This is a genomic window from Leptospira perolatii (assembly GCF_002811875.1).
Lineage (GTDB): Bacteria > Spirochaetota > Leptospiria > Leptospirales > Leptospiraceae > Leptospira_B > Leptospira_B perolatii.
The window spans coordinates 272,398-292,807 of sequence record NZ_NPDZ01000001.1 but is presented as its reverse complement, the minus strand read 5'-3'; the positions used below and the strand labels follow the sequence as shown (position 1 = coordinate 292,807).

The window sequence follows — 20,410 nt, the reverse complement described above, 5'->3', positions numbered from 1 at the left end:
AAATGCCTATGTCTACCGATTTCCAACCGCTAAATTTCGATCCGATTCCCCAAAACATCCTTTAGAATTCTGGCATTCGTATAATCTACGTAGTCATCGGAGTAGCTCCCCAGTTCCTGGGCAAAGGAATCAGAAAGACCTGCCCTTACTCTCAGCTCCGGAAAGTACGCTGTGCCCTTGGCCCTTCGAGGAGTAAACGGATACTCCAATAAGCTCAGATATTTTTTCCATTGAGCCTCTTCCGATGTGCCATCTGAAAAAAGTACCTTTGTACCTCTTCTCACATGCTTGATTTCATCGGCGTGAACTCTTTGCATGATCTCTGCTCTTTCAGTATCTCCAAATTTCTCAAAAGCTTTTTTGTAGATGATTGAATAGTCGAGATTCGCTCCTTCAAAAGTTAAAGCCATTACCGCATAAAAACGATCTAATGTTTGTATATTCGGAATCTGCTTCCAAAAAATATAATTCAAAGGCTTGTCGCCAAAATTCATTCCACCTTTTCGGATAGAATCGATATACAATCTGAGATGCGTTTGCTCTTCCAGAAGAGTCTTATATAAACTTTTTCGCACACTAGTAGAAGCATCTTGAAATTTTAATATTGCCCAAGCGAAAAGCTCGATAGCCATCAACTCATGGTTCGCAAAATGATGTAGTGAGTGAATACGATTCTCGAGTTGGTTCAAATGCTCTAATCTGGGCATCTTCACCTTCTTATCCGAAAACCTAATTTTTATTTCTCGCTCGGGGGAATCCGGAACGAATATGTCTCGTCGTATCGTATCCGCAGGAAAAGAAGCAGGAGTAAAAAGTTTGTCCTCCAACCTTGGAGAACGTATTATAAAAGCTGCAAATTCGTTTAGGGTCATGAATGCTAATTATCGAGAAATCGATTTAAGTTTAAATCTTTACATATGGCACGGAGAAGGTTATTCGATCGTTCGAAATAAGAAAAAAAGAATTTTTCTACTTGAAACTGCAAATATTATAATTTGGAAATAATTTCTTTATAACTAAGCAGAGTGCTTCTTCGCGTCGAAAGCGAGCTCAATGATAGATCCGCGAATATTATCCGCCTTTGGATCCATTGAAATTCTACCTTCCATGGAATGGTAGAAAACTTTTACCGAATCCATTAGTGTATGCATAATTTGTAATCCTTTTCCAAGGTTCCGATGGGATACCAACTTGCCCTTGAAAGGAAGAACCTCACACTTGTTCTCTTGGTGCTTGGCTACTTTTTCAAGTAGCTCGTGCAAAGAAGAATGTTTTTCTTTAGAACAAGCGGCTTCAAGTTTTTCTGCTTTCAATCCTTTGCCGTAGTCTACGATCCAAAGAGTAATTTTAGAATCTCTTAATATCCATCTGCATATAATTGTCTCTTGGCAGAACGAATTGCAATTAGCCGAGATAGAGTTAGTCAGCGCCTCGTCGGCGGCCAACTCTATTTGCTGAATAAATTTGGAAGAGAAACGATTTTCGACGAGGGACTCGCGAAGCAGTTTTCGGAATTCACGGATGCTTCCGATATCGGGAGGAATAAACATAACATAGGACCCGGAGTCTTGCTTAACAAATAATGCCTCCGCTGTATTCCTCATTCTCTATACGACGCCCCAAATATTGATACATCTGTCAGGAGCAATTTTGCAACAAAAAACCCCAAAAAATTATTAAGTTAGCGAAATTCCTGCATCTAAAGCCGATTTCTCTATTCGTTTGAGTAGCTTTTCTTTTCCTAAGAGCGGAAATAGGATCGGCAACTCGAGCCCATGCGCCTTTCCGGTAGCAACTACCCTAATCGGCATATACAGAGATTTACCTTTTTGTGAGGTTTGTTCCCCGGCAGAGGCCATTAACCCTTTATAATCTTCGTCCGTTTTTGGCTCATTGTTCTTTAGTAATTCGTAAAATTTCCTAACAACGATAGGAGAGGAATCCTGATTGAGAATTTCTTTCGCTTCGTCCCCTTGGATCTTTAAATCCGATACAAAGAATTCGGCGATATAATCGGGTGCTTGTCTTAAACTATCCAAATATACTCGAACACTATCCACTATGGATTGCAAAGTAGGATCGTTCGGATTCTTAACTATTTCAGGAATGTCCGTCCTATCTTTGAGGAAAGGAAGCAAAGAGTTGGTAATTTGCGAAATCGGCAACTCTCTAATATACTTGTTCGATAGCCAATTTAGCTTCGATTTAGGGTTCATTGCTTCTGCGATTTGATCCAGATTCGAAAAATTAGTAACTACTTCGTCTTCTGTTTTAGGTTTTTTGAATACATCAAAAGTAGAAGGCGATTTTGAACAACGATGTATATCGAATATTTTCTTAGGAAGTCCTCCGGGAAGATATTCCTGTCCATCGGGAGAAGTCCAGCCGAGTAAGGCCATATAGTTTACGAAAGTTTCCGGTAAGTATCCTAGATCTTTAAAGGCAAGAATCGAAGTCGCGCCTGCCCTCTTGGAAAGTTTTTTGCCGTCCATACCTACGATCTCTGATACGTGCGCGAATTCCGGAATCGGAAAGCCAAAAGCCTCATAAATCATTACTTGCCGCGGGGTATTAGAGAGGTGTCCGACTCCTCTTATTACATGCGAAATTTTCATTAAAGCATCGTCGATTACGACTGCATAGTTGTAAGATGGAAAGCCGTCCGATTTTACGATTATGAAATCTCCAATCAACTTGGTATCAAACTTTACTTTTCCTTGAATGATATCGTCGATGATCAGATTTTTGGAAGGTGTCTTGAATCGAATGGAATAAGGAATTCCTTGTTTAATTTTTTCCTGAACTTCTTCTTCACTCATGTTCGCATGGAGTCCGTCATAGACGTACGGAACCCCCATCGCCTCTGCTTGCTTCTTTTTGATCTCCAGTTCTTCCTGGGTACAAAAGCAACGATAGGCTTTGCCTTCTGCTATTAGCTTATCCGTATATTGTTTATAAATAGAGATTCTTTCTGATTGAATGTACGGGCCGTGAGGACCTCCAACACCAGGGCCTTCGTCCCACCCGATTCCTAACCACTGCAAAGATTCTAAAATCATTTTAAAAGAATCTTCTGTAGAACGAGACTGATCCGTATCTTCGATTCGAAGTAAGAACTTGCCTCCTTGTGCTTTTGCATACAAGTAATTGAATAGAGCAGTCCTAGCACCACCTACATGAAGAAATCCTGTTGGTGAAGGAGCAAATCGAGTTCTGACTTCTTTAGTTTCTGACATAATTTTCGTCTGTAAAATAGATGATTGGATAGTTCTCTAAATTGGCCCGAGCAGTAAATGGATTATTAGCCAGTGGATCGTAAAAAAGGAGAGGAGCTCCTTCACCTTTCTTTTGCTTTGCTAAGAGTCTAGGAGAAAGCATTTCTTCAGGTAAAAAAGCCCAGGCCCATGAAACTCCGTTTTCTTTCCAGAAGATCCAAACAGGAAGAGCTTCATTCAGAATCGGTAAAGCTTTATAATTAATATTCGAGTAATCATATTCAATGTAAGGTGTGATTTTACCATCAGGGTTTATATAATCAGTAGAAGGAACGCTCGAGAATCCCCAAGACTTAAGATTGCGCCAAGTCAGCCAAACGTCTGTATCCATATTTCTGGATTCCATAGATAGCCAGGCATTATCCTTTCCGATCTCAAACTCCAGTACCCAATTCTTCAGTTCTCGTTTTGCTGATCGGAATTGTAACCCTTTAGCCTGAGAAGAAAAGGTATTCCCTTCGTATTCCCAGATCACATCAGTCTTCGGAAAATATAAGATTCTCTTTGGATCGGACGGTTCTCCTTCCGATATTTTAGAAATCCCGGAAGAAACCGCGGCTCGTAAGGTGAGTTTAGGAAAATGGACGTTCTTGGGAAGTGATCTCACAAATTCTTCCTTTGTCTCCCAGAGGTTCACTTCCGCTTTCCAACTTTTTTCACTGGAAGAAGGGTTCTTAAGAATGAAATAATGTAGAACACCTGGCTGCTGGACGAACGCTTCAGAAGTCGCCGGAATTTTTGTCAAATTCCAGTAGACCTTGGTAGCTGGCTGGTTCTGGACCAAAGTTTCCCGGCCACCTAGCCAAGTTGGCAGTTCAGGTAAAAGACTACAATCTAAGGTCCAAATCAGAAAAAACAGGATTTGTATTATGCCGATAAATAAGGGAAGGAATTTCAAAATAAAGAGATCTCCAGTTGCAGCCTTCTATCGGAAAAACTCCAGTTTTTCGTCACATGCATCAAGGAAAATACGGGAAAATTTCTTTTCACAGGATGATTCTCTCGTAAGAACGTTAAGGCACTCTATTATATGATGAGTTTTCCACGAAAACGCTCGATATAGAGTTTCGAAGTTTGTAAAATGTTGACACTAAAACTGTCCTAAAATCCTTTGGCTATAAAAGTCCTATGAAAGATTCTAATAAATCCGGCAAAGATCGGGAAAATTTCCCCAAAAGACCATTTGAGGACCAGGTAAACGACGACCAAAAAAAGTATTCCCGGTATGTTTGCGATTCCAGAGCAATTCCTCACGAAATTGACGGATTAAAACCTGTGCAAAGACGGATTCTCTGGGCGATGTGGAACTCCGACGCTCGGAACCGGTATACAAAAACTGTGAAAGTTGCCGGTCTCGCCATGGGATACCATCCGCACGGGGACCGTTCCATCCAAGACGCTCTCTCTCAAATGGCGCAAGATTTTACCTTCGCGAATAATTTTCCTTTAGTTGCGGGTGAAGGAACTTTCGGAGACGTTTTGGATCCGAGCGCGATCGCCTCTCCACGATACACTGAAGTCAAACTTTCCGATTTTGTAAAGGACCTTGGATTCTTTGAAAGCCTTCCGGATATTGATTACGTAAAAAACTACGACGAAACAGAAGATGAACCGATTCACTTCGTCGGTAAGGTTCCGGTGGTATTACTTAACAATATCCAGGGAATCGCGACCGGATTTAGATGCTTTATCCCGGGACACAAATTATCCCACGTCATCAATTCTCAGGTGAACTATCTCAAAACCAAAAAGCCCTTACCTCTGAAGCCTTGGTATAAAAACTACAAAGGCGAAGTAAAAATGGCGAAGACCGAAGCAGGGAACATCACTATGACCACTACTTTCGGCTTCACTTGGGAAGGAGATACTCTTTATCTCTCTTATTCTCCGATGAACTGGAATCGCGAGAAGGTAATCAATCTTTTAGATGATATTTTAGAAAGAAAGGATACTTGGTTAAAAGATTACGTAGACTATTCTAGCGAAACATTCCGAGTAGAATTGATCTATAAAAAGGGAGACAAACCTTCAACAAAAGATATTTTCCAAGTATTTTCCAAAGAGGATACTCAAACTCTCGCGAACAACGTCATCACATATGACGGTCGCCTAAAGAATTTTAACCCGGAAGAAATTATCAAAAGATTCTGCGATTTCAGAAAGACCCACTTGATCCGCAGGTTCAAGCGACTCGCAGGCTTAGAAGAAGAGAAGATCGAAAGAAACTCTGAACTCATTCGCTTTATTAAAGAAAAGTGGAATGAAAAAGTAATCGGAATCAAGTCCAAGAAGGACTTCGAGGATAAACTTCAAAAAGCTAAATTCAAATATTTCGAATGGTTGGCATCGATTCCAGTATACCGAATGACGATCGACGAAGTCAGAAAATGCGAAGAAGCGATCGTAGAAGCAAAAACAGCACTGAATCGTTACAATAGCTTGGTCAAAGAAGATAAAAAGCTTACCGAATTTATGATCGGAGAATTGACCGAACTCAAGGATAAATGGGACAAGGAATGAGCACCGGCAAAGCAAAAACGGATAAAAAAACCGGACAGGAAAGAAACTTTAAGAAACTCTCAAACGTAGAACACGTACGTATGAGAACCGGAATGTGGTTAGGCCAGAATTCGGCTTCCACTTTCGAGCAGCATTTTTTCCGAAAAAATTCCCAAGGTAATTATGAAATCGTTCACGAAGAACTAGAAGATGTTCCTGCAAAATTGAAATGCTTGGACGAAGCTTGCATGAACGCTGTGGACGAATACCGTAAGAACCTAAAAGACAAGTCCATCCCCGAAAAGGACAAAATGTCCAAGTTGATCATTCAACTTTCTTCGGATCGAAAAACTGTGACTGTCACCGACAATGGGCGAGGAATTCCCGCAGCAAACGCGGAAGGCGTTTACCTTCACTTAATGTACGGAGAAAATTTCGACGATCAAGTAAAGCAGGATCACGTCGCCGGACAAAACGGAGTCGGGATTTCCTTGGTTCGGATGGTTTCCTCGTACTTCAAAGTGAAAACGGTGAATAACGGAGTTTCTTTTAAGAAGCTTTTCACACTACACGAAGACGCTAAAAAACAAATCCGTTCTTACAAGTTATCCAAAGAAGATACAGAGAAAGTTTTTTTGTATTTTGACGAACACGGAAAATTCGATGATTGCACGCTTCTCACAAAAGACCAAATAGAAAAGCTTGTTCCGATTTGTAAAAAAACGAACATGTTCGAATCCGTCGAAAAAACAGACAAGGACGACCACGGAACCTCCGTAGAATTCGAGTTAAATCCAAAATACTTTAATAATCTGGATATCTCGTTTAACGTCGATTTGATGAAGCAATACTTGCAGGATATCGCGATGACGAATCCTGGATTAGAAGTTCAGTTTGTACTTAAAGGAAAGAAGGAAAAGTACAAATTCAAGAAAGGTCTAGACGAGATTTTCTCTCATTCTGAGCTGGTCTATTACAAAATGGATTATCAGGCCCCAAATACTGGAACTCAACTCCATCTAGAGTCATACTTGGTAATCGGACAAAATAAAAATCTCGCTTGGGTAAATTCCATTTTTGCCCCTCAAGGCGGTTCTGCGATCGAGTACTTAGAAAACAGAATCTGCGATGAGGTTCGTAAAAAGAGCCAGATTGTTTCATTAGAAAAGAAACTCAAAACGAACTGTACTCGCAATGACGTTCGAAACTGTTTCCATATGTATGTGAACATGAGACTTTTGAATCCTAGATTCAAGTCCCAAGATAAATCATACTTAATTAACGATCTAAACGAAGATATTCGAAATGCTGTAGATAAGCATTTGGATAAGTTTATTAAGAAAACCGGATTGATCGAAGAAGTAAAACTTCAGATGGAAAAGAGAACTCAGCTCAAGGCTTTTGAAGACGCTCAAAGAGGGTTAAAGAAAGCAAGTAAGATGAATATTCCGAAGTTAATGCCTCCGACAGGCAAGCCGGGCGACTCAGGGAGAGTTCTATTTATTGCAGAAGGTGACTCTGCCATTGCTGGCCTTCGCCCAGCACGAAATCCAAAGTTACACGGACTCTTCCCTCTTCGCGGAAAGCCGATGAACTGTAAGGGAGTCTCTCTGGCAAAAGCGATCGCTAACGAAGAGCTGAAAAATATAGTCGCCATCTTAGGTTTGCCGCTCGATGAAAAAGTAAAATCGATCGACCAGCTGAATTATGAAAAAGTCAGCATTATTACTGACGCTGACTTTGACGGCTATGCAATCCGATCTTTGATGCTTTCATTTTTTTATGAATACTGGCCTGAGTTATTCGAGATCGGTCTGATTCATATTTCGAATGCGCCGCTCTATGAAGTCGATATTAAGATGCCGGAAAGCAAAAAGACCGAGACAATCTTCTGCATCGATGACAAAGATTATGAAGATCTAATGAAGAAAATTCAGAAATCGGGCGGTCAAGTGCTTCGGAAAAAACGAAACAAAGGTCTTGGAGAAACCGGAAAGGAAGCCATGAAGTTTGCGGTCGAAGAATGTATGACCAAGATCGTCATCGGAAGTAAAAAGGAAGCTTCCAAAGTGCAGAATCTTTGGTTTCACAAGGATTTCGCGGAGCAGCGTAGGGATGCAATTTCCGAGTACGCAATGTCGGTTATACAGGATTAACGAGTTGCCATGAGCTTGAATATTGTTCGATTTCGTTTTCCTAAAAATCGGTCGAACGATATTTACTGGGGAGTGCAATCTTCAGAATTTGCACTTCCCTTAAAGGAAAAATTTTCCGAACTTTCTGATTTCTTAAAGAACGGCAAAGAATCTGCAAGAATCGTTTTAAACGACAAGTCCTCCGAGAAAATTCCGCTTTCGGAAATCGAATTTCTTTCACCTGTGACCGCTCCCTGCCAAATATTTTGCCAGGGACAGAATTACTCCGAGCACGCAAGAGAGAGCGGAACTGATCCAAGAGATAGATCATTCAATCTGTTTTTCCAAAAAGCAACTTCTTCGCTTCATTCTCCTGTCGGTGAAATTCGGAGACCGAAGGGTGTTAAACTTTTAGACTATGAAATCGAATTAGGCTTGGTCCTCGGGACTTCCATCACGGAACCCGTATCCGTAACCTGGGACAACCTTCATCAGTACATTTCCGGAATCGTGATTGGAAATGACGTTTCTGCGAGGGATGTCCAAATTCCACAAGGACAATGGTTCAAAGGAAAGAGTTACAGAACCTTTTGTCCAGTCGGACCTTATTTAACTCTATTAGAAAAAGATGAAATTCAATCGATTCCGAAACTTAGACTAATACTGTCCGTAAACGGAAAGGTCCGCCAAGATAGTGTAGCAAGTAAGATGATTTATCAACCGCCTGAGACTCTTTCTGAACTTTCTCAAATTACGGATCTGTTCCCCGGGGATCTAATTTTGACCGGAACTCCTAGTGGAGTTGCAATGAAGGCGCCTTCTCCTACGCTTCAACGAATTGCGCGGGTGTTTTTGAAAGAACCTAAACTGATGGAGATCTTTGTTAAAAAGCAGCTTAAGATTTCTGACTTTCTAAAAGATGGAGATGTGATGGAAGGCAGGATTTTTGATCCCGCAGGGAACCTCGATTTGGGGTCTCAGAAGCTAGTGATAAGTTCCTAGGCAAACACGATTTACTCCCGGTTCTCGTGCAGGAGGTCCTGCAGGCTTATGACAGGTAAATTTGAGATCTCACTCCTTTCGATTATTGATCCAGCACCAGTCTGTTCAAAAAAGCAAGAACCGGGTTGTTCCGATTCCAAAGCACGGTTAAAATCTCCTAAGCAAAACGGGAAAAGAAAATCAAATGGAAAACGCAACGACTGTAACTAAAGAAACAGCAAATTCTAACGAACAAAATGAATCACGGAAGAATGTTCTACTTGTGCACGGAATGTGGTGCACTAAATCGCATATGAGTCGAGTGCAAACCTGCCTTGAGAATTTAGGGTACAATTGCCATACGGCAAATCTTCCATTTCATGAAAAAGGAGAGCACTCTCAACTTTCCAATCTTGGCATATCGGATTATGTAGATTTTTTGGAAAGTGAGTTAGATCGACTCCAATGGAAATCTCCTATTTTATTGGGCCATTCTTTAGGTGGATTGCTTGTGCAACTATTGGCGACTAGAATAAATCCGTCCGCACTGATCATGTTAACACCGGTTCCACCCCTTGGAATTTCCGGATTTTCCTGGAAAGGAACATTCACTGTGATCGATATTCTAAGTACTCCTTTCTTTTGGAGGAAGACCAACATTTTAGGGCCTAAAAAGTTTGCGTATGGAATTTACAACTGTCTTCCAAAAGAAGAGCAGGAATTACTATATAAAACATTCGTAAAGGAATCCGGAAAAGTTGCTTTTCAAACTTTTCTACCTTTCCTTGATATGAGGCTGACCACAAGAGTGCAGCATCGAAAAATCAAATGTCCGGTTTTTATTGCGTCGGCAAGCCACGATAAAGTAACACCGCCGAAGATCGGGAAGAAACTTTCAAAAAAATTCAAAGTAGCAGAATACAAACTATATCAGCAATGTTCCCATTGGATGATTACAGAACCGAAAATAGAATCTGTTTTGACTGACGCAGATGCATGGCTTAAACAAACCGGTGCATTAACCTCCAAAGAAGCGCAGCAAGCTAAGTAAAATCGATTCTAGGAAGAAGAAAAAATGAACCTGAAAAAAGCATCCGAAGATTACGAGAGAATAGAATCCGCTTTGCTGTTTCTGCATAGAAATTTCAGAAAACAGCCAAGTTTAAAGGAAGTCGCCGATTCTCTTGGATTAAGCGAATTTCATTTCCAGAGACTTTTCAGCGAATGGGTCGGCATAAGTCCAAAACGATTCTTACAATTTCTAACAAAGGAATATACGATTCAACTTTTGAATGAATCGAAAAATCTATTAGATACGACATACGAGGTCGGCCTAAGCAGTCCAGGTAGATTACACGATCTTTTTGTTTCATGCGAAGCAATGAGTCCAGGAGAATTCAAGAGTAAAGGACTCGGTTTAGAAATTCGGTATGGAATTCACCCTACTCCATTCGGAAAATGTATTATAGGAATTACGGAAAGGGGAATTTGCAATTTAAACTTTATCGAGAATTCTGACGAGCAAGCAATTCGATCCTTGCAACAGGAATGGGAAAACGCAAATTTAAAAAAAGATCCGAAAGGCACCGAATCTCTAATCGAGAAAATATTTCTAAATCAGGTGAGTTCGAACGATTCGAACAAAGAGAGTTCTCCGTTAAAGCTTTTATTAAGAGGAACTAACTTTCAAATTAAAGTCTGGGAAGCCTTATTAAAAATACCGCAAGGCAAACTGATCTCATACGAGAGCTTGGCAAAAATTGTAGGAAGCGAAAATGCAGTTCGTGCTGTGGGAAGCGCGGTTGCAAAAAATCCGGTCGCTTATTTGATTCCTTGTCACCGCGTCATTCGAAAGATGGGCGTAATTCATGAATATAGATGGGGTGCGGAAAGGAAAAAAGCTATTCTGGGTTGGGAAGCGGCAATACGAGAAAAAGAAGAAGTAATCGCATAACAAATTCAAACGGAAGCGAAAACATCGATTAGTGACTTACAAAAAATTCACTGCTTTGATCGCTGAGCTCAATGCCGCCTCAACTGTGCCAGTCACTTCTGCTGTGTGTTCACCTGCAAAAAAGATTCGATCAAATGGCTTTCTTAGTAGCACTTCTGATCCGAAACTGCCTGGCGGAAATGTCGCAATTCCAGGTGGAACGTAAGCTTGCTTGCCGAAATCAGGAAAGTACATTCTCTGCACTTGCAAATCCTTATTCAATCCAAGTCTACCTAAAGTTAATCGAATATAGTCTACCTTCTGCTCTTGGCTCGCTGATTCGAAAACTTGGTAGCGATCACCGCTTGCAATCACACCGAGTATCTTCTCGGAAGAGCCAGGCTTTGTGCCTGCATCATACATGAATTGCGCCGCTAAATCGGAATGAACAGAGAATGGAGAAGTATCCCAAGGAGACTCTTTCAAAACCAAAAAAATTTTATAGATTTGAGAATAACGAACCCTAAGAATCGACAAAAGCTTTTCTTTATCAAGATCCGGGTTCCATTTAACAGAGGAAAGTTGATTTGTTGGCAGAGTGCAAACACAGGAATTTCCCGTAAACCTTCTCCCTCCAACAGTCAATACTGAAACTCCACTGTCGTCCTGTTCGACGGAAGCGACTGGCTCAGAGAGAACGAATTCAGTATTCTCCATGTTTTTCACAAGCGCACGGACTATACTCTCCATTCCTCCTTCAACCCTAACGTTTCGAATCGGAAATTTTTGTAAGTCGCTCAAAACTTTGTACGCGGATAAAAATCGAACGGAATCCCCATAATGTAAAGATAATTTATGATTTAATAATGCAAGATCGTCAGAACTCATCCCCTGATAAAACAGATAATTATAAAAACTAATTTTATCCAGACCTTGTTGCTGAGAAGGATTCATTTTTGAGTTTAATGAAACTAATTTGTTCAATAACTCTTTGGATTGTTCCGAAATTTCCCAAGTCCCCGCTTTCCGATATGTCCCCAAAAAAAGATCCGACTTTAAAGGTGCGTCCTGGTAACGAAGACCTAATTCTCTAACCACACTTCTCGTTGTTTTATCCTCTGAAGAAACCCATTCAGCTCCAAGGTCTAATGTCTGACCGGAAGGATCTAGAATGGTTCGAACTCTGCCGCCTAATCGCTCGGTTGCTTCAATGACAGTCACTTTGCTTCCGGTTTTTCCTAAAAGATAAGCCGCATACAAACCGGCCAATCCTGCACCGAGCACTATCACTCTTTTGGAATCGCCTCCTGACCCTTGTGCTTTCAGTGCATTCTTTCCGAATCCGAGTAAGACACTTGCAGTGATCGCACTTTTTTTAAGAAAGTCGGAACGCGAAAATTTCATCACTGTTGTCTCCTCTGATAATGAATAGAAACGCAAGAATGCGTTAGATAATTCGAGATATCGCTACATTTTAATTTCGGTCAGAAGGCAAAGATTCCATCTGATTTTTTTCTTGCCAGCGTAGGCTTAGGTCAATGCAGTGGAATTACGCTTTCAGGGAGGAAGTCGGGTGAAAATCCCGCGCTGACCCGCAACTGTAAAGTTTTACTTTTTTGAGTAAAACAAGCCAGATCTTCCCCGTGATAAGAATACCTCGAGGTAGGGTATTATCACAGTTCTCGTTTGTAGCACGTCCTGTGTACTTGCGAAGGGGCCCCCCAAAGCAAAAAATCGGAAGGCTTATTCCCGCGAAGCATCTCCATCTTGGCTAAAGAAAAATCTACTTTCCAGGAATAGAGAACTTTATAGGAACTCGAAAACCATTTAATGAACGTTAGTTGGTATTGCGATTTTGCCTCTTCGATCCAAATACAACTCGGAGAATAAAAATGGAAACTAAGACTATACTAAAATCTGTGATCGCAGCAAGTTTGCTTTTCTTACTCACTGCGTGCTTCGAAACCAAGAAAGAAGAAGATAAAACTTCCAACAACCTTTTGGTTTTAATGAATACAATTCCGGAAGTTTCAGGTCAGTGGAATTACTTTAACGGAAAACCTGATTACGCAGGGCAGACATCTCCGTATACTATTGATGCAGGAAATATCAGCCAAGGCACATATGTAGTTGATGCTACACAATTCACTTCCACGTATAAGACATTTGGCGCGACCGTAACTAATATTAGAATGTTAGATAATTCTAAAAATGTTGCTTTTGTTCAAAACCCCGCAGATGCGCAATACGGACCGAGCAAGTTCATGCACTACATATGGACTCACGATGGAAATTTCTTTTATATTTGTCCGGATCTAAGCGGCTATAAAAATACTTTAGAAGAGGCGATAACTTCCTTTAACAATTTGACGACTACTCAAGTAGATCCATCGAACTTAAATGGTGGTTGTTTCGGGACTGTCTGGAGCAGACTGGAGCAGTAAGATTACTATTTAGTTAAGGGGTCATCTCTCCCCTTTTGCGACTCAGAATGGGGAGAGGATTTTTATGAAAAAAATCTTTGCGCATATTTTTATACTACCGTTGGCATCATGGATTTTTTTGTCGTCCTGTGATTCTAATGTAGGACCGGGAAATCAGGTAGAGAATGCAATAGCAATCGCGCAAATATTGCAGAACAGTCCAGGAACGCAAGAATGCAGACTAAATTCTCTAGACAATTCTTCTGGTTTTTTTGCTGCAAATCTGGTAGTTTCCGCCCCATCCCAAACTGGATACGGATTTACAGATTCTTACTGTGCAAGGAACGGAGTAAGGGGTAGAGGGAAATTTAACGGATCCCTGGACGTGTTTACTCTCGGAGCTAGCGGCCCGGGGGCTTCTATTATACTCAGCTGGTCTGGCAAAAAAGTTCTAAACGCAGCCGGAATCGACTTTATCGTTTATGAAAATCCATTTTTCATCGGCGGCTCTGTTTCTAATACATATGATAACGTATTTGGCGAACCAGTTGTCGTAGAGGTCGGAAATGATTTATCAAAGTGGTGCGGTTGGAATCCTACCTATTCGCTTGGCACCTTTTCAGGAAATCCGGTTGACTGGCCGAGATTTGCCGGATTAACTCCTGTCGCGTATAACCAAGATACGAACCCGATGAACTTAACGGATTTGTTTAATACGGACGTAGTAAACGGAGGCGGTGGGGGAGATGGTTTTGATTTATCTGACGCGAATTTCGGGAATTCCGGAACAAATTGCTCGACAGCAGAAAGGGACGATATCCAGAATAATGGATTCCTTTATATTCGCCTAACTACTGCTAAAGTATCAATAGGATCTTTACCAATAGATGCAGCACATACAAATCCGGATATAGATGGTGTAATTGCAAAATCGATTAGCCCATAGAATGTATTTTTTCCAATCAGGAGGCATCCAGTGAATCGAATTGAAAGAGCATTCAAAAATTTAGGAACAACACTTTCTTTAAGAAATTGGGAACCTTTACATTGGATCGGAACCTTGGGCTCTTGCGCTGCCAGATTTTTACCTCATCCACCTAACTTTACTCCTGTAGGTGCTATGAGCATCTATGCGGGTGCACGAATTAAAGGATGGAATGCATATCTAGTTCCTATCCTTACTATGCTGATCTCTGATAGAGTTTTAGCATGGATCCATGGCTTTGATTGGTTTCATAATACTCTTCCTGTAGTTTATGCTTCTTTACTTTTGAATGTATTCTTAGGAAAAACTTATTTATCCGACAACTCTTCAAAGCTAAGAGTAGTATCTGTAAGTTTCGTAGGAAGTATACAGTTCTTTCTAACCACAAACTTTGCTGTCTGGGCGTTAAGCTCCATGTATCCGTACACGAGTGAAGGACTCATTACTTGTTATGTGGCTGCTATTCCATTCTTTCAGTGGACACTTGTGGGAGATTTAGTGTATGCTTCGATTCTATTCGGAATCTTCGATACGCTTGAGATTCGCCTAGCGAGATATTATTCTCAGCCAGTTTCTTGGTTCTAAAAATTATTCCTTAACTGTTAGGGTTTCTGAATTTTTACCGATACAAAATAGAAGGCTATTTTGTATGTCTTTTTCGTTGAAGCAGAAAATCTCTCGGGAACTAAAGGGATTTCTTTTGGGAGTTCTGTTCTGTTCGCTGTCCGGAGTCGGAGCTGAGACTCCGGTAAGAGGTACAACAGGAAAGCTATTTATCCTAGACGGAAGCGGCTCAATGAACGATTACATTGGTGCCTTCCAGAAAGTACACCTAGCCAAAAAGTATATAGCAAAGCTAATCGATCAATATTCCGAAGATTCTGAGATCGGGTTAATCGCATATGGAAATAGAATTCCGGGCTGCGGATCTTCCAGATTGTATTTCCCCTTGGAAAAATTTAAACGGACGGAATTTAAGAATAAGTTATATTCGATTACACCAGCAGGAGCTACGCCATTAGCCGAATCCATTCGAATCGCAGGCGATTACATGAAGAAGAAGTCGACGGAAACTGATCTAATACTAGTAACCGACGGCGTCGAAAGTTGCTATGGAGATCCGGAGAAGGAACTTCAAAGATTGAAACAACAGGGAGTCCGTTTTAAAATGCATATTCTTGGACTCGGATTAAAACCGGAAGAAAAAAGAATCATGCAGAAAATTGCGGAATCGGCGGATGGGAGTTACTACAACATAGATAGTGATTCCGATTTCGCAAATGCTATTACAGAATTATCCAGGAATAGAAATGACCAATCGGTTTTAAGAAACGAAGTAGAAAGTACCCAAAAACATAGTCTTCCTGGAAAAATACAGATAGTAGATATTCAGAAGGGTACAGAAAGAGATTCCTACACTATATTCTACACATTCGAAAATCCAGGCACAAAGAATCATTGTGTTGTGCTAAACGGAATTTCAACCGGAACTACGAATCCAAGAATGAATGCCCCGAGTCCTAGTCGATCTAAGGACCTAGATAGACTTTTGGGTCTGGATCTCCAATGCTTCGAAGCAGAAAATGGCAAAGGAGAATTTACACTTAAAAATGCAGGACCAATATCTCATAAGATAGAATTAGAATTATGGAATATGGACGAGATACCAGCCGCTGTTGCAAGAGATGATAAAATTCTTGCTGATCAAGGCAAGTAGAGGTTTTGATCCTTCGGATATAAAACTCTATATTCTACTCGAATTTCTTTTTTGTCTGAGGGCGGTATCTCCATATTCCATTCATAAATTCCAGAGTTTTGTCGGTATTCTCGAAAACCGGGAGTTGTCTTTTCCGAATCCATCTCTACTTTCACACTAGCTAACTCGGAAATTGGAATTTGGTCTCGAATCAGAACTTTCTTACTTTCCTTTCCAAAATTTTCTATTGATAGATAGATCCTTTTTTCCAGGACCTTTTGGGTCGAAATAATTCCCTCTTTTGTATTGTTAGTCTCGGTGCGATACGAAAGCCTCAAGCTTCCTTCAGTTCCAAGAGAAAGGTTTACTGAATCTTTCGGACTTGTGTACGGGATTCTAGTAGTTCCTACCATTCCGGAGGGGCGGAATAATGATACCGACCCTGGTAAAAGCGGAAACTCTCCAGGATTCATAAAAGTTGCTTCTAATAAAGGAAAAGGTTTATAACGCGGAGAGGCTATCGTTCGGATATTAAGTTGAATCGGAAAAGAAAGCATTTCAAATTTCCTAGATTCTTTTTGGGATGGAAGAGTGACCAATTTGGGCATTCTGTATAAAAAGCCACTCCCTCTTTCTGAAGCTCCAGAACTTTCATCAGGTCTTACTTTTTCTTCTGATTCCTTTCCTGTTTGTATAGCTCCTACACTTTGGGCTTGATTTTCCAGTATTTCGGTCTTATTTCGAACCTCTTCATCGTATAGTTTTAGAGGAGTTAGTCTATTTCTCCTTTGAGATAGATCCGGACGAGTTGTAGATAGCAAGATAGTCACGTCATTCCAATCTTCACCGGTTTCTTGGGTAATTTCGGCTATATATTCGAACTGGGCTTTCTCAAAATTCTGGTTTGTACTAAGCGTATAGGATGGTTTCCAAATTGCATTCGGTACTAAATAGCTGATTCTAAGTTCTGCAACCTTGGAGTCCTTGGAAGTGTTGATCACCTGGATCCAAGTAATTCGTTTGCTTTTTTCTGCCTGGGAGAGGAGAACCCTCAACTGCTTCTGAGCTTCTTCCAATTCCGCCTGAATTTTCAGCCTTGCAGTTTCAATTTTTTCCCAAGAAGCTAAGAGACTAACATTCTCCTCCCTGTTTCTGCGAAGGTAGGTTGCCCAGATTTTTCCATCCGGTTCCACACGGCCATAAAGCAGATTCCTGCCTACAGTTTCTGACACTTTCCGCCGGAATTCGGCTAAAACTTCCTTTTCACTTTTTAGATCGTTCTCTTTTGCCTGTAGGACCTCTAACTCCTTCTCGAGAGAATGAACCCTCCTTTGCAGTTTCGCAACTTCAGGATTCGAAGACGCAGTGCCTTCTTCCTTCCAGGTTCGAGTGCCCGAGACCTCAGTATTTACAGTATTGGTTCCTGCAGTGAGAGATTCCTCCAAGAGAGAAACAGGAAGATTAGATATCTCCACCTTATTTATCCCCGGCTCCAGCTCGATCTTACCCACACGCAATACTTGAGCTGTGCCCTGATGAACTGTTACTTCCTTTATTCCAAGTTTTTCTTCCTTCGCAAGTAAGCTTGAAGCTCCGAGAGAAATCATACCGAAAGCAAGTAAGAATCGTAAGGAAACAGAAAGCTGTAAATTTGATTGCATAGTGTTCTTCTCCTTAGTAGGAACCACTTCCATTTGATTGATGCAAAATATTTTCTGCAGGATAAGAGACTACATATTCAAACTGAATTTTCTTAGTTGCTCCTGAGTCGATTTGGAACTCGTACGTCAATATTCCATCCTCAGTTCGTTCCGGCTGATCCGTTCCTGAGATCCATTTTATCGAAACACTGTCATCCACTGTGTAAGGAATTCTATCAATCAGTCGAACATTGACCATTCTGCGTTTATTGTTTTTTAAAGTAATCTGTACCTTATAACGAATTGTTTTTCGGCTCGAAATTAGACCTGATTTATCCTCAAATTTCTCTTCTCTTCTTTGGACCTTGATATCATGATCGGGACCAAGCTCCATTCGGATTTTCTCTCCGGGTTTAAGCGTAGAAACTGAAGTAGTTCCTAGCAAATTTTCGCCGGAATAAATTTCTAAAGGACCGGACAATAATGGCTCCCTCTCAAGATTTTTAGAAACCACAGTCAGATAAGCTTCTTGTTTTGTGAGCGGAGAGGACTCGTATCCGGGTTCTACCGGAACCGTCCGCTTTCTGAGAAAGACACGATTTAAAGTTTTGTCCGAAGGAATTTTCTCTCTCGATTGCGCAATATATCGAAAATCAAATCCCTCAGCAGAAGAACCTGGGGAAACCAAGTTTCCAATATATTTACGATCCGAATTTAGTTGCGATGACCGATTCAGTAACGCCTGAGTTTCTGATTCGATTTCCTTTAATTCAAGTCTGGAACTTTCTCTCAAGCCAGAAAGGCGCCTTAAAGCCTCTTTTCCATACCGAATAGATTGGTCAAACTGACCAGTATCAAAACTGGATTTCTGTCGGGCTAAATCACCTTTTAGTTCATCCAGATTTTCTTCCACACGAAGAGAATTCGCTCTATCTTTATAATTGTTTTCAATCAGAGTTCTAGATTGTAGCAAAGGATTTTCGTTTGCTTCTGCCTCTTCTTCTGATTTAGAAACCTTATCTTTCTTTTTTGCCTCTTGCTTTCTTTGAACACGGTTTTTTGTAGTAGCTCCGCCGGATGGAGCAGGTTTAGCGGCCTCCGCGGCCGGATAATACCCTTCTCCATCGGAAACCTTATCCTGATAACCGTAACCCTGTTCCTGAACTACTACTCTTGAGCTAATTCTCCATTCCTTGTAATCTGGCAGATCGATATCTAAATTAGGATTTGCAGTCGAAAATTCTAATCTGATCCCATTCCAATCTTCTCCAGTTTCATTCTTTACTAAAGCGTACCAGCCAAGCTCAGCCTCATTACCGTCAGGCTTAAGATCTAGAGTATACCTCGGATACCAGTTCGCACCACGAATTAAATATCGAAACTCAATCGGCAAGTTCCCGCGAGCGTCTGACTCGATATCTGCCCGGAGTTCTTTTCTTCTGAGCAAATCACCTTGTGCCAAATGATCCAATTTTGCTGAAACAATATAAAATTCTTCCCTTACGCGATCCAGATCTTCTAGTTTAGATAATCGAATTTTAGTATTTTCTTCTACTAGATCGGAGTAAGTTTTCCGAAATCCTGAAATGGAATCCAAATCAAGCTTCTCGGTAATCGAGTCTTCTTCTCGAAAAGTTGGCTTGATTGATTTAAGGCTTTGCTCTAAATCTAGGAGATCCTGCACCTCGCGGCTTTTCGTCGCAATTGTCAGTAATAGCTTTTCCCTCCTCCCTTCGAGTTCCTTTGTCTCCGCAGATTTGTATTTTCTAGAAACTTTTTCTATTACTCTTATGCCTTTAATACGAATTTTTCTGCTCGAATCTGGGATCGAAATTGTGACGCTTCGATCAACGATATCAAATGGAACTTCACCTAGTAGGACCTCTACATTTCCCGGAATAAATTCTGCCTTTGTTTGTTTCGTTATATAGGCAAAGTCAGAATAAAGTAAAACGGATTCAATTTTAGCTGGAGATCCTACCAAAGTACCCCCAGCAGAGGTCTCTTTTTCCGTAAGTGCGACGGGAGCATCCCTAACTACATCTTGCGAAAAGACAGAGTATGAGATCAGAAATACAAATAAAAAACGAGATGCTGTTGCTTGAAATGCTTTCATGAGCGAATCAATTGAATCATCAAATTTTTTATTTCGTCAATTTCTTTTCAAACGATCTGTACTCGATCAAAACCAGCTAACGAGAATTTGCTGGAAGTTACGGCACCCTAACATAATATTAAAAGTACAAAGCAAAACATCACGAACCAGGATCATCAGGGGCGCCATGTACAATGTTTTTATTCGGTTTAGATTTTTCAATTCGGCTCACTATGTAATATCGATTGCCGATTAGTTGCAAAATAATACGAACTGAACTTTGGGTAGAACTCTTGATTTCTGTTTCCCGCTTACCTCCTACACTATCCATTTCGAGTAAGTAAGAAAAAAGAAAGCAACGAGAAACTCCATGATATACTGCAAGAATGCCAAGCCTTGTCCAAGCAACACAAGTAACCCTAACATTGATTCGAATGAAGGGGCTCGATTGACGAAAGTCTTCGGCTATCTTTTTCTTACTAGTTATATCTCTTTGATATTTCGTGTAGACACTGCGACCATTGATTCTAGGCATTTTCTGTAGAATATTTTCATATTTTTCTAGCAAATTTCCGAATTCCCTCTGCAGTGCTCTGCCTGATCCGGAGAATTTTCTAAAATAACGCTTGGGTAGGATAAGCGTACAAACTCTTGATTGAAAAGTTGTTACTTCAAAAAAATTGCGATGAAGAGGACTTACATTAACGCTTTTGTTCATGTAAAGTCCGGTTCTGCCGGCGAGTAATTT

At 40.8% G+C, this 20,410-nt stretch carries 18 protein-coding genes and 1 riboswitch; of the genes, 10 read left to right on the top strand and 8 right to left on the bottom strand.

Annotated elements, in window-relative coordinates; genetic code table 11:
- Positions 1 to 29 precede the first annotated feature (29 nt).
- Positions 30 to 872 (bottom strand): DUF455 family protein, encoded by an 843-nt coding sequence (locus CH373_RS01330; protein WP_100712128.1) that lies wholly within the window; start codon positions 870 to 872, stop codon positions 30 to 32.
- Here CH373_RS01330 and CH373_RS18610 point away from each other — a divergent pair.
- Complete coding sequence (locus CH373_RS18610; RefSeq protein ID WP_165778746.1) at positions 769 to 1,005, top strand: hypothetical protein; 237 nt, start codon at positions 769 to 771, stop codon at positions 1,003 to 1,005. The two genes, CH373_RS01330 and CH373_RS18610, sit on opposite strands and share 104 nt — an antisense overlap.
- 11 nt (positions 1,006 to 1,016) lie before the next feature.
- On the opposite strand, the gene CH373_RS01325 is transcribed toward CH373_RS18610, so the two are convergent.
- From CH373_RS01325 to CH373_RS01315, 3 genes are all read right to left on the bottom strand, one after another.
- On the bottom strand, positions 1,017 to 1,604 hold the full coding sequence (locus CH373_RS01325) for an ATP-binding protein (RefSeq protein ID WP_165778754.1): 588 nt from the start codon (positions 1,602 to 1,604) through the stop codon (positions 1,017 to 1,019).
- Between the two features lie 72 nt (positions 1,605 to 1,676).
- Positions 1,677 to 3,236, bottom strand: a complete 1,560-nt coding sequence (gltX, locus tag CH373_RS01320) for a glutamate--tRNA ligase (protein WP_100712127.1) — start codon at positions 3,234 to 3,236, stop codon at positions 1,677 to 1,679.
- Positions 3,223 to 4,173, bottom strand: coding sequence for an LIC_13346 family putative lipoprotein (locus CH373_RS01315; protein ID WP_100712126.1), 951 nt, complete (start codon positions 4,171 to 4,173; stop codon positions 3,223 to 3,225). The genes gltX and CH373_RS01315 overlap by 14 nt, the downstream gene beginning before the upstream one ends.
- Positions 4,174 to 4,403: 230 nt before the next feature.
- Between CH373_RS01315 and CH373_RS01310 the strand changes: the two genes are divergently transcribed.
- From CH373_RS01310 to CH373_RS01290, 5 genes are all read left to right on the top strand, one after another.
- Complete coding sequence (locus tag CH373_RS01310; RefSeq protein WP_100712125.1) at positions 4,404 to 5,795, top strand: DNA gyrase subunit A; 1,392 nt, start codon at positions 4,404 to 4,406, stop codon at positions 5,793 to 5,795.
- On the top strand, positions 5,792 to 7,930 hold the full coding sequence (locus tag CH373_RS01305; protein ID WP_100712552.1) for a toprim domain-containing protein: 2,139 nt from the start codon (positions 5,792 to 5,794) through the stop codon (positions 7,928 to 7,930). The genes CH373_RS01310 and CH373_RS01305 overlap by 4 nt, the downstream gene beginning before the upstream one ends.
- A 9-nt stretch (positions 7,931 to 7,939) precedes the next feature.
- The gene (locus tag CH373_RS01300; protein WP_100712124.1) at positions 7,940 to 8,911 is read left to right on the top strand and encodes a fumarylacetoacetate hydrolase family protein; all 972 of its coding nucleotides are present in this window, start codon (positions 7,940 to 7,942) and stop codon (positions 8,909 to 8,911) included.
- A 184-nt stretch (positions 8,912 to 9,095) separates the two neighbouring features.
- The gene (locus CH373_RS01295) at positions 9,096 to 9,941 is read left to right on the top strand and encodes an alpha/beta hydrolase (protein WP_100712123.1); all 846 of its coding nucleotides are present in this window, start codon (positions 9,096 to 9,098) and stop codon (positions 9,939 to 9,941) included.
- Between the two features lie 24 nt (positions 9,942 to 9,965).
- Positions 9,966 to 10,844 (top strand): bifunctional helix-turn-helix domain-containing protein/methylated-DNA--[protein]-cysteine S-methyltransferase, encoded by an 879-nt coding sequence (locus tag CH373_RS01290; protein WP_100712122.1) that lies wholly within the window; start codon positions 9,966 to 9,968, stop codon positions 10,842 to 10,844.
- A gap of 36 nt (positions 10,845 to 10,880) precedes the next feature.
- Here CH373_RS01290 and CH373_RS01285 read toward each other — a convergent pair whose 3' ends face one another.
- Positions 10,881 to 12,227 carry a flavin monoamine oxidase family protein gene (locus tag CH373_RS01285; protein ID WP_100712121.1) on the bottom strand — a complete coding sequence of 449 codons (1,347 nt, stop codon included), beginning with the start codon at positions 12,225 to 12,227 and terminating at the stop codon, positions 10,881 to 10,883.
- Positions 12,228 to 12,370: 143 nt separating this feature from the next.
- Positions 12,371 to 12,504: riboswitch (adenosylcobalamin (AdoCbl) riboswitch) on the top strand.
- Positions 12,505 to 12,715: 211 nt separating this feature from the next.
- Here CH373_RS01285 and CH373_RS01280 point away from each other — a divergent pair.
- The 4 genes from CH373_RS01280 to CH373_RS01265 all read left to right on the top strand — a co-directional run bounded on the left by CH373_RS01280 (position 12,716) and on the right by CH373_RS01265 (position 15,948).
- Positions 12,716 to 13,267: an LIC13354 family exoprotein gene (locus CH373_RS01280; RefSeq protein WP_100712120.1), complete on the top strand. Its 552-nt coding sequence runs from the start codon at positions 12,716 to 12,718 to the stop codon at positions 13,265 to 13,267.
- 64 nt (positions 13,268 to 13,331) lie between these two features.
- Entirely contained in the window at positions 13,332 to 14,192 is an 861-nt protein-coding gene (locus CH373_RS01275) for an LIC_13355 family lipoprotein (protein WP_100712119.1), read from the top strand.
- A 30-nt stretch (positions 14,193 to 14,222) separates the two neighbouring features.
- Positions 14,223 to 14,816 (top strand): DUF6580 family putative transport protein, encoded by a 594-nt coding sequence (locus CH373_RS01270; protein WP_100712118.1) that lies wholly within the window; start codon positions 14,223 to 14,225, stop codon positions 14,814 to 14,816.
- Between the two features lie 64 nt (positions 14,817 to 14,880).
- Positions 14,881 to 15,948 carry a vWA domain-containing protein gene (locus CH373_RS01265; protein ID WP_100712117.1) on the top strand — a complete coding sequence of 356 codons (1,068 nt, stop codon included), beginning with the start codon at positions 14,881 to 14,883 and terminating at the stop codon, positions 15,946 to 15,948.
- Here CH373_RS01265 and CH373_RS01260 read toward each other — a convergent pair.
- The 3 genes from CH373_RS01260 to CH373_RS18910 form a co-directional block, all read right to left on the bottom strand.
- Entirely contained in the window at positions 15,936 to 17,588 is a 1,653-nt protein-coding gene (locus CH373_RS01260) for a mucoidy inhibitor MuiA family protein (RefSeq protein ID WP_243393204.1), read from the bottom strand. The genes CH373_RS01265 and CH373_RS01260 overlap by 13 nt on opposite strands.
- A 13-nt stretch (positions 17,589 to 17,601) precedes the next feature.
- The gene (locus tag CH373_RS01255) at positions 17,602 to 19,683 is read right to left on the bottom strand and encodes a DUF4139 domain-containing protein (protein WP_100712116.1); all 2,082 of its coding nucleotides are present in this window, start codon (positions 19,681 to 19,683) and stop codon (positions 17,602 to 17,604) included.
- A gap of 139 nt (positions 19,684 to 19,822) precedes the next feature.
- Positions 19,823 to 20,380 (bottom strand): DUF1564 family protein, encoded by a 558-nt coding sequence (locus CH373_RS18910; protein ID WP_100712115.1) that lies wholly within the window; start codon positions 20,378 to 20,380, stop codon positions 19,823 to 19,825.
- Positions 20,381 to 20,410 lie beyond the last annotated feature (30 nt).

Excerpts from the sequence above, each read along its gene's own strand:
- CH373_RS18610 (WP_165778746.1), top strand. The coding sequence starts at position 769 with ATGTCTCGTCGTATCGTATCCGCAGGAAAAGAAGCAGGAGTAAAAAGT.
- CH373_RS01330 (WP_100712128.1), bottom strand. The coding sequence starts at position 872 with ATGACCCTAAACGAATTTGCAGCTTTTATAATACGTTCTCCAAGGTTG.
- CH373_RS01325 (WP_165778754.1), bottom strand. The coding sequence starts at position 1,604 with ATGAGGAATACAGCGGAGGCATTATTTGTTAAGCAAGACTCCGGGTCC.
- gltX (WP_100712127.1), bottom strand. The coding sequence starts at position 3,236 with ATGTCAGAAACTAAAGAAGTCAGAACTCGATTTGCTCCTTCACCAACA.
- CH373_RS01310 (WP_100712125.1), top strand. The coding sequence starts at position 4,404 with ATGAAAGATTCTAATAAATCCGGCAAAGATCGGGAAAATTTCCCCAAA.
- CH373_RS01305 (WP_100712552.1), top strand. The coding sequence starts at position 5,792 with ATGAGCACCGGCAAAGCAAAAACGGATAAAAAAACCGGACAGGAAAGA.
- CH373_RS01300 (WP_100712124.1), top strand. The coding sequence starts at position 7,940 with ATGAGCTTGAATATTGTTCGATTTCGTTTTCCTAAAAATCGGTCGAAC.
- CH373_RS01295 (WP_100712123.1), top strand. The coding sequence starts at position 9,096 with ATGGAAAACGCAACGACTGTAACTAAAGAAACAGCAAATTCTAACGAA.
- CH373_RS01290 (WP_100712122.1), top strand. The coding sequence starts at position 9,966 with ATGAACCTGAAAAAAGCATCCGAAGATTACGAGAGAATAGAATCCGCT.
- CH373_RS01285 (WP_100712121.1), bottom strand. The coding sequence starts at position 12,227 with ATGAAATTTTCGCGTTCCGACTTTCTTAAAAAAAGTGCGATCACTGCA.
- CH373_RS01280 (WP_100712120.1), top strand. The coding sequence starts at position 12,716 with ATGGAAACTAAGACTATACTAAAATCTGTGATCGCAGCAAGTTTGCTT.
- CH373_RS01275 (WP_100712119.1), top strand. The coding sequence starts at position 13,332 with ATGAAAAAAATCTTTGCGCATATTTTTATACTACCGTTGGCATCATGG.
- CH373_RS01265 (WP_100712117.1), top strand. The coding sequence starts at position 14,881 with ATGTCTTTTTCGTTGAAGCAGAAAATCTCTCGGGAACTAAAGGGATTT.
- CH373_RS01260 (WP_243393204.1), bottom strand. The coding sequence starts at position 17,588 with ATGCAATCAAATTTACAGCTTTCTGTTTCCTTACGATTCTTACTTGCT.
- CH373_RS01255 (WP_100712116.1), bottom strand. The coding sequence starts at position 19,683 with ATGAAAGCATTTCAAGCAACAGCATCTCGTTTTTTATTTGTATTTCTG.
- CH373_RS18910 (WP_100712115.1), bottom strand. The coding sequence starts at position 20,380 with ATGAACAAAAGCGTTAATGTAAGTCCTCTTCATCGCAATTTTTTTGAA.